The organism is Sphingomonas sp. PP-CE-3G-477 (assembly GCF_003050745.1).
Lineage (GTDB): Bacteria > Pseudomonadota > Alphaproteobacteria > Sphingomonadales > Sphingomonadaceae > Sphingomonas.
On record NZ_QAOF01000002.1, the window covers coordinates 332,346 to 346,401 of the forward strand.

10 protein-coding genes are annotated in these 14,056 nt (G+C 66.1%); 2 read left to right on the top strand and 8 right to left on the bottom strand.

Features of this window, described 5'->3' with window-relative positions:
* Positions 1 to 14: 14 nt before the first annotated feature.
* The 8 genes from C8J45_RS06865 to C8J45_RS06900 all read right to left on the bottom strand — a co-directional run bounded on the left by C8J45_RS06865 (position 15) and on the right by C8J45_RS06900 (position 11,551).
* Positions 15 to 995, bottom strand: a complete 981-nt coding sequence (locus C8J45_RS06865; RefSeq protein WP_181321144.1) for an aminoglycoside phosphotransferase family protein — start codon at positions 993 to 995, stop codon at positions 15 to 17.
* The gene (gene tsaE, locus C8J45_RS06870) at positions 992 to 1,435 is read right to left on the bottom strand and encodes a tRNA (adenosine(37)-N6)-threonylcarbamoyltransferase complex ATPase subunit type 1 TsaE (protein WP_258191337.1); all 444 of its coding nucleotides are present in this window, start codon (positions 1,433 to 1,435) and stop codon (positions 992 to 994) included. The genes C8J45_RS06865 and tsaE overlap by 4 nt, the downstream gene beginning before the upstream one ends.
* 124 nt (positions 1,436 to 1,559) lie before the next feature.
* Positions 1,560 to 3,923, bottom strand: coding sequence for a PAS domain-containing sensor histidine kinase (locus tag C8J45_RS06875; RefSeq protein WP_107962521.1), 2,364 nt, complete (start codon positions 3,921 to 3,923; stop codon positions 1,560 to 1,562).
* 166 nt (positions 3,924 to 4,089) lie between these two features.
* Positions 4,090 to 7,194 (bottom strand): TonB-dependent receptor domain-containing protein, encoded by a 3,105-nt coding sequence (locus C8J45_RS06880; protein ID WP_107962522.1) that lies wholly within the window; start codon positions 7,192 to 7,194, stop codon positions 4,090 to 4,092.
* A gap of 306 nt (positions 7,195 to 7,500) precedes the next feature.
* Positions 7,501 to 8,892 carry an amino acid permease gene (locus tag C8J45_RS06885; RefSeq protein ID WP_107962523.1) on the bottom strand — a complete coding sequence of 464 codons (1,392 nt, stop codon included), beginning with the start codon at positions 8,890 to 8,892 and terminating at the stop codon, positions 7,501 to 7,503.
* 25 nt (positions 8,893 to 8,917) lie between these two features.
* Positions 8,918 to 9,571 carry a GntR family transcriptional regulator gene (locus C8J45_RS06890; protein ID WP_107962524.1) on the bottom strand — a complete coding sequence of 218 codons (654 nt, stop codon included), beginning with the start codon at positions 9,569 to 9,571 and terminating at the stop codon, positions 8,918 to 8,920.
* A 49-nt stretch (positions 9,572 to 9,620) separates the two neighbouring features.
* Positions 9,621 to 10,619, bottom strand: coding sequence for a 4-hydroxyproline epimerase (locus tag C8J45_RS06895; protein WP_107962525.1), 999 nt, complete (start codon positions 10,617 to 10,619; stop codon positions 9,621 to 9,623).
* Between the two features lie 5 nt (positions 10,620 to 10,624).
* A complete protein-coding gene (locus C8J45_RS06900; protein ID WP_107962526.1) occupies positions 10,625 to 11,551 on the bottom strand; it encodes a dihydrodipicolinate synthase family protein in 927 nt (308 codons plus the stop codon).
* A 76-nt stretch (positions 11,552 to 11,627) separates the two neighbouring features.
* On the opposite strand from C8J45_RS06900, the gene C8J45_RS06905 reads away from it, so the two are divergent.
* Both C8J45_RS06905 and C8J45_RS06910 read left to right on the top strand, forming a co-directional pair.
* On the top strand, positions 11,628 to 12,872 hold the full coding sequence (locus C8J45_RS06905; RefSeq protein ID WP_258191338.1) for an FAD-binding oxidoreductase: 1,245 nt from the start codon (positions 11,628 to 11,630) through the stop codon (positions 12,870 to 12,872).
* Positions 12,869 to 14,044 carry a Xaa-Pro peptidase family protein gene (locus tag C8J45_RS06910; RefSeq protein WP_107962528.1) on the top strand — a complete coding sequence of 392 codons (1,176 nt, stop codon included), beginning with the start codon at positions 12,869 to 12,871 and terminating at the stop codon, positions 14,042 to 14,044. The genes C8J45_RS06905 and C8J45_RS06910 overlap by 4 nt, the downstream gene beginning before the upstream one ends.
* Positions 14,045 to 14,056 lie beyond the last annotated feature (12 nt).

Below are 14,056 nucleotides of genomic sequence, written 5' to 3' on the forward strand. Positions count from 1 at the left end.
CGTCTGCTGGCGGCTCACGCGCTCAAGGCCAGCGGATCGCCGCGCAGCGCGGGCGGCACGTTCGCCGCGAACCACACCGCGACCGGCGCCATCACCGGCTGTGCCAGATCGCGCTCCAGATACGTCCACACGCGCGGGCACATCGTCGCGTAATGCGGCTTGCCGTCGCGCTTCCACAACCGCGTGAAGATGCCGAGGATCTTCGCATTCCGCTGCGCGCCGAGCACGTGATACGCGTTCATGAAATCTTCTCCCGCGTCCGCCGCCGCGCGATATCGCTCGAGCATCGCCGCCTCGACGGTAGGATCGACCGTCCGCCGCGCGTCCTGCAACAGCGACACCAGATCATAGGCCGGATGCCCCGCCAAGGCGTCCTGAAAATCGAGCAGTCCGAGCGATCGCTCCGGTCCGACGAGCATTAGGTTTTCGGCATGATAATCGCGCAAAACCGTGACCGGCGTCTCGGCGATGGCGTGGTCGAACACCGCCTCCCAAGCCGCGTCCCAGCCCGCGAGATCTGGCTCGATCCCAACTGCGGGGCAATACCATCCGACGAATAGCCCCGCCTCGCGCTTCAGCACCGCGCGATCGTAGGGGGGCACGGGTCCAGCCGGCTCGGCCCGTAGCCGCACCAGCAAATCGATGGCTGGCGCGTACAGCGACAGTTCTTCTTCCGGCGTGGCATCGACGGTCTCGCGCAACCGGACATCGCCGAAATCCTCGATCAGCACGAGCCCTTGGTCGAGATCACATGCGAGGATTGCGGGCGCCGCGAAGTCGCGCTCGACCAGCCATTCGGCAATGGCGATGAACGGTCGCGGGTCTTCGTGCGGCGGCGGCGCGTCCATCAGGATCGCTTGGCGCCCACCCTCTTCCGCACCTTCGATTGCTCGGAAATAACGCCGGAACGACGCGTCGCCGGCGACCGGGAGGATCTGTGCTCCACCCCAGCCATGAGCGTCGAGAAAAGCGGCGGCGCCGGGCGGCGGGGTCATGTCGGCCATCGCGATCTCCAAGCTTCCGGGACTCCCACTGTCAAGCCGCGCGTGCCGTCCGGCTCGATCGTCAGGCCGAGCCGAAGCGCATCCGGCCAGTAATCCGGGCCTGCGCGCTCGGGCCATTCGACCAGCAGCAGCGAATCGTAGCGCGCATCGTCGAGCGCCAGTTCCTCGATCTCGGCGGGGTCGTCGATCCGGTAAAGATCGACATGGAGTACGGGAATGCTGACTTCGGGTGGCTCGTACGGCTGGACGATCGCGAAGCTGGGCGATGGTGCTTCGCCGGCGAGGCCAAGTGCGGCGAGGAGGCCGCGGGCGACGCTGGTCTTGCCCGCGCCGAGCGTGCCTTCGAGGGTGATGACGTCGCCAGGGCGGACGCGGTCGGCCAATAGCGCCCCGAACGCTTCGGTCGCTTGCGGATCGGGTAGGCGGATCATGTGCATTAGCCCTCTCCCCCTCGGGGAGAGGGTTGGGTGAGGGGCTGTTCCGGGCGATGCGCTGCTTGGCGACCCCTCACCCCGACCCTCTCCCCGGAGGGGAGAGGGAGCAGAAGATACGCCCTCATCGACGCGGCAATTCTACGGTGACCAGCGTGCCCGCTCCCGGCTCGGAGACCAGTTCTATCGTACCGCCGTGCGCTTCCACGAACTGCTTGGCCAAGGGCAACCCCAGCCCCAGCGCGCGATCCCCCATAGGTTTCGACTCCGCGAACCGGTCGAACGCATGCGCCACCGCCTCTGCATCCATCCCGACCCCGTCGTCGGACACCACGATCCGCGCGGTCGTAGCGTTGCCGTCGGTGTGCAGCAGCACGCGCCCGCCATCGGGCGTTGCCGCGACCGCATGCCGCAGCAGATGCTCGACGACCTCCTTCAGCCGCTTCGGGTTGCCGTTTACGCGGCCCGTCGAGCGCGCCACCTCGATCGCGAAATCGAGTTTGCGTCGCTTGGCCGATGGCAGGATCGTCTCCGCCGCCGCCCGCACGGTGGTCGCCAGATCGACGTCGCTGCGATCGGTTTCCGCACGGTCGCTCTCCGCGCGAGTCAAATCGAGCACGTCGTCGACCAGCAACCCCAGCCGCTCGACCGATTCGAGGATCGCCCCGACATAGCCCTCGGCTTGCGGCGTCAGCGCGCCGGCGTACCCACCATGCAGCATCTCCGCAAAGCCGCTGATCGAGGTCAGCGGCGTGCGGAGTTCATAGCTCATGTTGGCGACGAACGCGGTCTTCACCTTGTCGGTCGCCTCGAGCGCGTCTGCCCGGTCACGCAACGCCTGCTCCGCGCGACGGCTGTCGGTGATGTCGAGCATCGTGAACAGCGCATTCCCGTCCGGCAAAGGCACGCCCGCGAACTCGAAATGCCGCCCGTCGGCGAACGCCACGCGCCCACCGCGCTGCTGGCGCCCGACCGTTGCCGACCGGACGAGGTCCGGGATCAGCGCCGAGCGGCCGGGCGTCGCGAGCTTGGCGCCAGCCGCTTCGGCAAACGCGTCGACGCGGGGGTGCGAGGCGAGGAACTCCTCCTCCAGGCCCCAGAGCGCGCGGAACCGGTTGTTCCAGAGCTGCAACCGACCGTCTGCGGCGAACACGCCAAGCGCCTCGAACAGGTTGTCGAACGTCGCCGTCCGGACCCGCAGCAACGTATCGCGCGCGCTGGCGAGTTGGACCTGCTCGGTGCGATCCTCGAAGATCAGCAACAGGCCGCCGTCCGGCAAGGGCTGCGCGACGACGCGAAGATGCGTGCCGCCGCGGAGGTGCCAGTTCTCCTCCATCGCGCCGCCACCGGGCGAGCCGCTGGTCTGCATGAACCAGTCGCGGCGCTCGGCCTTCCAGCTTGGGAAGTCGCGGACCTCCGGCAGGCGGTTCGCCTCGCGCATCCGTTCGAGCACGCGGTCGAACTCGGGGCGATCGGCGAGCCATTCGCTGCGCATCGCGAACATCCGCCGGAACGGCTGGTTGCAGAAGACGAGCGAGCGATCGCCGCCGAACTGCGCCACGCCTGCCGACAACCGATCGAGCATCGCGCGCTGGGCTTCGGCAAAACGTTTCGCCCCGGAGCGCGCCTGCTCCAGTTCCTCGATATCGATCGCGAACCCTGCGACGCCGCCGCTCGACAACGGCACGTCGTAGATCTGCAACGACCGCCGCGCGCCATCGATCGTCGCCGGCAAGACCTGCCGATGCGGCCGCCCCTGCTCGCGCGCGACCGCTGCACCAGCCAAAGGCCCGCCGCGCCCCGATCCCTCGACCAGTTCCAGGCCACGCGCGACGACGTCGGCGGCATCGCGCCCCTCGACCGCATCGACATACGCCGTATTGACCATCGCCAGCCGGAGATCGGTCGCGCGGTACCACATCGGCATCGGCGCCGCCTCGATCAGCCCGGTCAGCGATTCGTACGCAGCACCCAGCCGCTCGGTCTCGGCGCCGAGCCGCGCAATCTCCGCCTCGCTGTCGGTCGCATCGAAGGCCCAGAGCAGTACCGCGCCGGCCGCACCCATCTCGCCCGGCGCGCGGCCGCCGCGAAACGTGATCGCCCGCGTCGACCCGATCAGCCTGACCGAACGAACGAACGGCCCCCCCGACCGCTGCGCCGCGGTGATGTCGGCAATCAGCCGCGCGGCGTCTTCGGGAGAGAGTCCCGTCCCGCCCGCCGCCAGCTCGGCCAGCGATCGAGGCGGCGTATCCAGGCCAAGCCAGTCCGCCATCCGCTGCGACATCTCGATCCGCCCACCCGAACGGATCACCGTGACGAGCGCGGGCGAACCGTCGAGCAGCGCCTGCATTTCCGTATTGGTCTCGACGGTCTCCGCCGCCGACGCCCGTGCACGCAGCCCCAGGAACAGCAGCGCACCACCCGCCACGACAAACGCCAGCAGAAGCGCGCCCGCCAGCATCACGACGCCGAAGCCGAGCGTGATCATCGCGGAGACGACGGGGTGCGAAGCAAGGTCATGATCCTCGTCTAGGACAGATCGAACCTCACGGGGAAGCCATCCGATCCGAAAACCTTCAACATACGAAAAGGCGGGACCGGTGGTTACCAGCCCCGCCTCGTAGCGAGTGTGTCCTTCGTAACGCCTGCGAAGCTTAGAGCTTCACCGAAGCCCCGATGTACATCGCACGACCGATGTTGTCGTAGATCGCATCGCCGTCGCCGTTGCCGAGCAGGCCGTAAGGCGGCTTCTTGTCGGTCAGATTGTCGACGCCACCGTACAGCGTGAAACGCTTGTCGACGTCGACCGATGCGCGAACCGCGTGGTAGAACACCTTGGGGAAGTACACGACGTCGGCATAGTTCGGGTTGAGCGCCGGAACGCCGTTCGTATCGTGCTGCGCTTCCCAGTCGGTGATCGACTGACGACCGATGTAGCGGACCTGATAGCCGAGCGTGAAGTTCTTGTGCGTCAGGTCGACCGATGCGTTGACGTTCCAGACCGGATCGCCGAGCTCGCCCTTGACCCGATCAGGCCGGCCTGGCTCGTCGAGATACGGGAAGTCGGTCCGGTCGCGGACCCACGTACCGACGACACGGACCGCCGCCTTGGTGTCCGCACCGAACCGGCGGTTGTAGCTCGCGTCGAAATCGATGCCCTTCGCCTTCAGCGCAGCGAAGTTGACCGTGCTCTGCAACAGGGCTGGTCGTGCGAACAGACCGTTGGCCTGGCGCGGATTGATCAGGCTGCAGAAGCTGTTGCCAAGCGTCGGAGCGTCGTAGCACGCATCCAGGATGGTCTGTGCGTCGACCGCCTGGATGACCTTGTTGATCTTGATATCATAGTAATCGACCGTGAGCGCAAAGCCCGGGAGGAAGCTCGGCTGGAAGATCGCGCCATAGGTCCAGCTCCGCGACTTCTCGGCCTGCAGACTGGGGTTGCCGCCCGACAGGATCTCGGTGGAGCCTGCGCGTGCCACGCTGTTGACGAAGCTCGTGGGGACACCCGCTGCCGCGCAGTTCGCCGCCCGCGTCGATCGGCCGGTGTTGATGAAGTTGACGTCGCACGGATCCTCGAGCTGCGCGAAATCCTGGCTGTTCGAGGCGTACAGATCGCCGAGGGTGGGCGCCCGGACCGATCGGGAATAGTTCACGCGGAACTTGATGTCGTTGATCGGCGCGTAGATCCCGCCGAAATTGTACGCGTAGACGGTTCCCGTGGAGCCCTTGTAGTCGGCAACGCGACCCGCCGCATTGACCGTCAGCTCCTTGGCGAAGCTGATATCCTTGAGCAGGGGAATTTCCAGCTCGCCATACGCTTCCTTCACGGCAAACGCCGGCGGACGGAAGTCGGGGATGACGTTGAAGAACGTGTCGCCGCCCTTGATCGTGTCGTCATAGGCCGAGAACGCAGTCTCGCGACGATACTCGCCGCCGACCGCGAACCGGACAGGACCGCCCGGCAGTTCGAACAGCTGCGAGCTGTCGCCGACGATGTTGCCCGTCACATCGAATTCGGTCGCCTTGCCGCGGCTGGTCGAGGTCGTGTTGATGTAGTTCAGTGCAGCCTGGCTGGCGCGCCCTTCACCCAGGATATCGAGCGGTGCGCACGACGGATCCACGACAGTCGCCTGGTTGATGCGGCACACGATCTGGCCCGCACCGTTACGGACCGAATCGATGGCGTTGTAGAAGCGCGACTGGAACTGGTTGTTGTAGAACTTCGAATTCGTGCGGAATTCGCCATAGTTCACCGAGAAGTCGTACTTCCAATCGTCGTTGAAGTTGCCCTCGGCACCGACAACGATCCGATACGTATCACGGCGATCCGCCTCGTCGCGCGTCCCCAGGTCGGAATTGTTGCGGTTAAGACGGAAATACTCGGAACCGGCGGGCATCAACGAGCGGATCGTCGCCGCAGCCTGAGGATTGAGGAACGCGTTGTCGAAGGCGATCGGGATACCACCGGCGAGATACGTCTCACCTTCGGCATCGGCGCCCTGCGTTCCGCCCTGGTTGAACGTGCCCGTCGCCTGCGCGAAGCTCTCGACACGAACGAACTTCGCCTCGAAAAATGGCTTGAACGCGTCCGACACGTCGTAATGGCCGATCAAATTCGCGACGTAACGCTTTAACGAAGGGTTCAGCGTACCCTTGTCGCGCAAGGTAGCGCCGCTGCCGTTCTGATTGCTGTTGTTACCGACGGGCCGCAGGTCCGTTCCGTAATTATATTCGGACAACGCGCCGGTCGGACTGAAGCCGAATACGCGTGGCGCGCCGTTCGCGCGACAGGCTCCCGCGACGTCGTTGCAACCGAGTAAGTTACCATCGGCGTAGGGAATGAAGTTGCCGCCATTGTCATAGCCGAAGCTGCGAATCCCGTTCAGGAACGTGCGCTGCGGCTGGCCCGACGCGTTGGTCGCGACGCGCTGGAACTGACTGCGACCGGCGTAGATGCCCGTCAGTTCGGGGCGGTCGGCATAGGTAAGCAGGTCGGCCTGATTATACTCAAGGCCGAGCGCGATGTTGCCACGACCCTCGGCGAAATTCTTGCCGAACGTGCCCGACAACCGGTACGTGCCGCGATTGCCGTTGTCGGCGATCCCGCTCTGGCCGTTGAGCGACACGCCGTCGAAATTGCGCTTCAGCACGAAGTTGACGACGCCAGCCATCGCGTCCGAACCATAGACCGCCGAGCTGCCGCCGGTGACGATGTCGACGCGGTCGATCAGATCGGTCGGGATGGTGTTGGTATCGACGAGGAACTCGCCGGTCGAACCCGTGATGTGGCGGCGGCCGTTGACGAGCACGAGCGTACGCGATGGCCCAAGGCCGCGCAGATCGAGCAGGTTGATGCCGGCGGTGCCGATGAACTGCGTCGAGTTCGCCTGGCTGTAGGTCGAGCGCAGCGACGGCAGGTCGTTGAGCACGTCGCCAATGACGATCGCGCCAGTCCGCGTCAGATCGGCCTGGGTCACCGTCGTCACCGGGATCGGCGAATTGAGCGTCGGGCGCGCGATACGCGAACCGGTCACGACGATCTCGCCCCCCGCATTCGCGTCTGGTGCAACCGTCTGCGCTACCGCGCCAGTCGTCGTATCGGAGCCAACCGGGGCAGCGGTATCGGTGCCCGGAACCTGCGTCTGCGCGTCTACGGGCGTTGCCGTCTGCGCTGCGGCTGGAACCGCCGAGGCCAGTACGAACGCGACCGTGGACGCCGTAACGAACAACCCGGACTTCCGGATCGAGATGCCAACCATACTAAAGAACCCTCTGAACCTAAGCGTTTACTATGGGTCGGAAGGACACCTTTCCTGTCGGTTTTTCAATCCGGGTAGCAAAACATTACAAATATGTTGCAGAGCTGCAACACGGATGCGTAACGAAAATCCACGCCCCGTGGCGATGGGCATGGCTTTCCAAAGCCCGCCCCGCGCGTCCCCGAAAATCGATAGCGATCGGACCCGGATGGGCCGTCGACCGGGGCGCGGCGGAAACACCTGCCTGCCCGGCGGCGTTACGCCGAAGCTGATGCAGGCGCGGCGTCGGGCTGGCTGCTGCCGGGGTCAGGCAGCGCTGTTGCGGCGGCCGTATGCAAAGTACAACGCCAGCCCGGCGGCATTCCAAATCACGAAGCGCGCGAGCGTCGAGACCGGCAGGCTCGCGAGCAGGTACAGGCAACCGAGTACGGTGACGGTACCGACGACGTACGCGGCCGGGCAACGGAACAGCCGCGGCCGGTCCGGCGCGGTGCGGCGCAGGACCATCAGGCACACGCCGACCGAGATGAATGCGATCAGCGTGCCCGCATTGGCGAGCTCGGCGATCTCGTCGAGCCGGAAGAACCCCGCGACCGCAGCGATGGACAGGCCGGTCAGCAACGTGATCAGCGTCGGCGAGCCGGTCCGCTTGCTCACCTTGGCGAGACCGCGCGGCAGCAGGCCGTCGCGCGCCATCACGAAGAAGATCCGGCTCTGGCCGTACATCATCACCAGGATCACCGACGGCAACGCGATCACCGCCGCCAGCGCGATCAGCTGTGCGGCGAACGGCTGGCTCAGCTGGCGCAGGACCAGCGCCAGCGGCTCGGGCGAATTGGCGAGTTGCGTGAACGGCAGCGCGCCGATCGCGCTGATCGCCACCGCCATGTAGATCACCGTGCAGACCAGCATCGAGCCGACGATCCCGATCGTCAGGTCGCGCTTCGGGTTCTTGGTTTCCTCCGCCGAGGTCGCGACCGCATCGAAGCCGTAGAACGCGAAGAATACGATCGCCGCCGCCGCCATCACGCCGCGCTGATGCCCGCCGATATCGGTCGAGACGAAGCCATAAGGCATGAACGGATGCAGGTTGTCGGCCTTGAACGCGGGCGCGGCGTAGATGACGAAGATGGTCAACGCGACCAGCTTGATGACGACCAGCACGATGTTCAGCGTCGCGCTCTGCCGCGTGCCGAGGATCAGCATTCCCATCACCGCGAGCGACACCAGCACCGCCGGCATGTTGACGATACCGCCACCGTGCGGGCCGACCAGCAACGCGTGCGGTAGATGTATCCCGATCGCCTCGATCCAGCCAACCAGATAGCCCGACCAGCCGACCGCGACCGTCGAACAGGCCAGTGAATATTCGAGGATCAGGCTCCAGCCGACCACCCAGGCGATGCCCTCGCCTAGCGCCGTGTAGCTGAAGGTGTAGGCACTGCCCGCCGCCGGGATCAGCGTCGCGAGTTCGGTGTAGGCGAGCGCTGCACACGCGCAGATCACGCCGCAGATCACGAACGCGAGGATGACCCCCGGCCCCGCGCGCTCGGCTCCTACGCCGACCAGCGTATAGATGCCGGTGCCGACGATGGCGCCGACGCCGAGCGCGATCAGATGCGGCCAACTCAGCGTCTTGGCGAGACTGTGTTCCTGGCTATGGGCAGACGATTCGATCGATTTACGCGGTCCAAACATTACCCATCCCCGGAAGATATGATCGTTATTCGCGCGCTGTGTCGAACTGCATGCGCAGATCGGTGAGCGTCGATTGAATGTGGCTCGTCAGCAGCGTCAGCATGCGAACGTCGTCGCGTGCCAGCCACGCGTCGAGCAGCTGCCGATGCTCGAGATGCGCGCGGTCCTCGCGCCCCGCGGGCCGCAGATGCGCGACGACATACCGTTCGGCGAGGATCGCGAGCCGCTCCACCATCTGCGTCGTCAGCAACCGGCGCCCTGGCCGAACCAGCGCGGTATGGAAAATCCGATTGCGGATCGCGACCTCCGCGAGCCGTTCGCTCGCCGCGCTGTCGAGTTCCTCGAACGCGAGCGTCGCGATCGCGCGATCCTCGTCGTTTGCGACGGTCGAGGCAAAGGCGGCGGCCTGCGGCTCGATGCTGAGACGAAGGGCGAAGATGTCGTCCGCCTCGTCCGCCGACATCGGCTGGACCGCATAGCCACGGTTCGCGTGGCTGGTGAGAAGGCCTTCCTGCTCGAGCCGGGCGAGTGCCTCGCGCAACGGAATCTTGCTGACGCCGAGTTCGGTCGCGAGCGCGTCCTGACGGATCGCGGTATGGCCTGCGAGCTTGCCGGTGACGATCTGCTCGCGGACGATCTCGAACACCTGTTCGGACAAGGTGCGGACGACGATACTCATGACGGGACGGCTCCGGAAACGGGAATACCGCACCGGCATAGCCGAAGTGTCATGAAACTTGGAAACCTTCCCAGAACGGATCCTCGCGATCGATCCAGATCGTGTTGAATCCGGTCGCGACGGCCGATCCTTCGATCGACGGGATGATCGCCGCGGTATCGCCGAGCGTGGTTTCGGCTTCGACGCGCCCGATGAAGCGGCTGCCGATATAGCTTTCGTGGACGAACCGGTCGCCGACGGACAGCCGGCCACCGTCCGCCAGATGTGCTAGCCGTGCCGACGTTCCGGTACCGCACGGGCTGCGGTCGATCGCCTTGTCGCCGTAGAACACGGCGTTACGGCCATCCGCGCCGTCGCTGCGCGGTACGTCTGCCCACAGGACATGGCTGACGCCGCGGATCGTCGGGTCGAGGGGATGGACCGGTTCGAACACCGCCCGGACCGCCTCGCGGACACGACCGCTGAGCGCGACGATCTCGGCCGCACCCAGCGCGTCGAGGCCGGTATAGCGCCCCTGCGGCTCGACGATCGCATAATAATTGCCGCCATATGCGACATCGATGCTGAGCGGACCGATGCCCTCGACATCGATGCCGATCCCGCGCGCCGCGACGTAGGCGGGGACGTTGGTGATCCGTACCGACGTCACCTTCGCCCCCGACGTCTCATACGCGACGTCGATGATGCCGGCGGGGACTTCGATCCGCAGCCGGCCTGGTATCGCCGGCTGGATCAGCCCGTGTTCGAGCCCGAACGTCACCATCCCGATCGTGCCGTGCCCGCACATCGGCAGGCACCCACTCGTCTCGATGAACAGGATGCCGATATCGGTATCGTCGCGCGTCGGTGGATACAGGAAGCCGCCCGACATCATGTCGTGGCCGCGCGGTTCGAAGCAGAGCCCGGTACGGATCCAGTCGAACCGCGCCAGGAAATCCTGCCGCCGCTCCGACATCGACGCCCCCTTGAGCAACGGCGCACCGCCTGCGACGAGGCGGACCGGATTGCCGGCGGTGTGGCCGTCGATGCAGAAGAAGGTGTGGCGCATGGCTGTCAGGCCGAAGCCAGCACGGGCTCGGCGACCGCAAGCGTCGGCCGCGTCGCCGCTGCCTGCTCGACCATTGCGATCACTTCGGCCCTGCGCGCACCGACCAGCGGATAGCGTGGCGGCAGAACCCGCTCGGAACCGCGACCCATGACCTGCTCGGCCAGCTTGATCGACTGCACCAGGTCATGCTCGGCATCGAGATGGAGCAGCGGCATGAACCAGCGATAGATCTCCATCGCCTTGGCATGATCGCCACGCTGGAATGCGTTGACCAGCTCGACCGACTCCCGCGGGAATGCGTTGGTCAGTCCGGACACCCAGCCCTGTGCGCCGAGGAACAGCCCTTCGAGCGCGACGTCGTCGAGGCCCGCGAACAGCACGTACCGATCACCGAAGGCGTTCTTCACATCGGAAAAGCGCCGCGTGTCGGGTGCGGATTCCTTGACCGCGACGATGTTCGCGACGTCGACCAGCGCGGCCAGCACTTCGTTGTCGATCAGCGTGCGATAAGCGGGCGGGTTATTGTAGAGCATGATCGGCAGGCCGACCTGCTGCGCCACGCCCTTGAAATGCTCGACCAGCTCGTGCGGCTTGGGCACATAGACCATCGGCGGCAACAGCATCAGACCGTCCGCACCGACCTTCTCCGCGGCCTGCGCATAGCGGACCGCGCGGCGCGTATCATATTCCGAGACGCCGGTGATAACCGGCACGCGACCGGCAACGGCCTCGACGATCGCGGTCAGCACTTCGACCTTTTCATCATATTCGAACGAGTTATTCTCGCCCACCGTGCCGAGCGCGATCACCCCGGTCACGCCGTCGCGGATCAAGTCGTCGACGACGCGTTGGGTATCCGCGAGATCGACAGTCAGGTCCTCGCGGATCTGAGTCGTTACGGCCGGAAATACGCCCTTCCATTCGACAGACATTCGGTATCGACCTTCCTGTATTTCAAGATATATATCGTATACGAAAATGATTGATGCGGTGCAACAGGAGAATGACGTGGCGGCAATCGGACCGACGGTTGGAATAGTCGGCGGCGGCGTGGTCGGCCTGTGCTGCGCCGTGGCATTGCTCGATCGCGGCCATGCGGTAAGCGTGTTCGAACGCGACGCGGATTACAACGCGGCATCCTGGGGCAACGCCGGGCACATCGCGGTGGAACAGGTCGAGCCACTCGCTTCGCCTGCCGCGTTGCGCTCGGTCCGCAAGCGGTTGTTCGGCGTGGGAGGCGCACTCGCGCTGCCGCCATCGATGGCAGCGCACTGGCTGCCGTTCGCCGCGCGGCTGGTCGCTGCATCGACGCCATCGCGGTTCGCCGCGGGAACGGCTGCGCTGACGCCGCTACTGGCCGGCGCGATGCCCGCCTGGCGCGCGCTGGTGGAGACGCTGGGCGCGCGAGGCCTGCTGCGTGAGGACGGTCATGTCGTCGTCTGGGATACGCCGCTACAGGCACAAACGGGTCGCGAACGCTGGTCCCGGACCGCGATCGGTACGGCACGGATCGCGGACGCCGAGCCCGCGTTGCTCGACCGGCTTGGTTTCCTCGCCGATCCGGTCGGCGGCGCGATCCGGTTCACCGGCAGCGGACAGATCGACGACCTCCGCCGCCTCGCCCTGACGTTGGAGGCTGCCGTCGAAGCACGCGGCGGCCGGATCGTTCGACAGGACGTGCGGCTAGCCGACGATGACGGGCGGATCGTCATCGCCGGACACAAGGTCGACCGGGTCCTCGTCACCGCCGGCGTCCGTTCGCGCGCGATGCTCGAACCGCTCGGCTACCGCGTGCCGATGATCGCCGAGCGCGGCTATCATATCCGTGCCCGCGCCGACGGCTGGCCCGCCGACCTGCCGCCAGTGGTGTTCGAGGATCGATCGATGATCGTCACGCGCTACGCAGACTGCGTGCAGGCTGCCAGTTTCGTCGAGCTGGGCGATCCCGATGGTCCGCCCGATCCGCGCAAGTGGGCGCGGCTGGAGCATCATGTCCGCGCACTCGGCCTGCCGATCGAGGGGCCGTTTACGCGCTGGATGGGCGCGCGCCCGACGCTACCCGATTACCTCCCGGCGATCGGCCGCTCGACCAGACGCGCGAACCTGTATTATGCGTTCGGGCATCAGCATCTCGGGCTGACGCTGGCACCGGTAACCGCGCAACTCGTCGCCGCACTGATGACGGGCGAGCAACAGCCGCTGCTTCGGCCCTTCGATCTCAATCGCTTCGGCAAAAAAGGACGTCACGTATGACCATCGGCGGATCCACTGCAGCCGACGAACTGGCCACTCTCACGCCTTGGGCCAACCCTGCGCCGCGGATCGCCGGGGCCGAACGCACCGCGCGCCTCGACAAGGCGCGCGCGCTTACCGAGGCGGCGGGTGCCGACGCGATCCTGATCGGCGCAGGGGCGAGCCTGCGCTATTTCGCGGGCGTCCCCTGGGGCGCGACCGAGCGCCTGGTGGCACTGTTGCTGCCCGTCGACGGCACGCCGATCCTGATCTGCCCGCGCTTCGAACAGGGTTCGCTGGAGGCGGCAGTCGAAATCGGCGCCGATCTGCGCCTCTGGGAAGAAGACGAAAGCCCGTACGCGCTGGTCGCCGACGCGGTCAGCGGTCGGCTGTTGCTCGATCCGCAACTTCCCTACGGCATGGCGACCGCGCTCGCCGCCACCGGGCTTGATCTCGGCGACGGCGCGTCGGTGATCGACGCGTGCCGGATAATCAAGAGCCTCGCCGAACTCGCACTGCTATCGCAAGCCAAGGCGATGACCCTCGAGATCCAGCGCCGCGCCGCGCGCATCCTCCACCCCGGCATCGCCGCCAGCGCAGTGATCCGCTTCATCGACGAAGCGCACCGCGCGATCGGATCCTCGGGTTCGTATTTCTGCGCGGTGCAGTTCGGGCTTGCGACCGCCTTCCCGCACGGACTCCCTGGGGACCAATATCTCGAGGAGGACCAGCTCGTGCTGATCGACACCGGCTGCCAGGTCGAGGGGTATCATTCCGACATCACCCGCACCTATGCGTTCGGCCAGGTCGGCGACGACGCGCGCGCGATCTGGGACATCGAACACGAGGCGCAAGCAGCCGCGTTCGATGCGGTAAGCCCCGGCGTCCCGTGCGAGGCGATCGACGCCGCCGCGCGCATAGTGTTGGAGAAAGCCGGGCTCGGTCCGGATTACCGCCTGCCGGGCCTGCCGCACCGTACCGGGCATGGCATCGGCCTGTCGATCCACGAACCCGCCTATCTGGTCCGCGGCGACCGCACGCCGCTTGCACCCGGCATGTGTTTCTCGAACGAGCCGATGATCGTCATACCGGATCGCTTCGGAATCCGGCTGGAGGATCACTTCCACGTCACCGAAGGCGGCGCGGCATGGTTCACCGAACCGCAGCCCTCGATCGACCGCCCGTTCGGTTGAGAACCGGCAGCG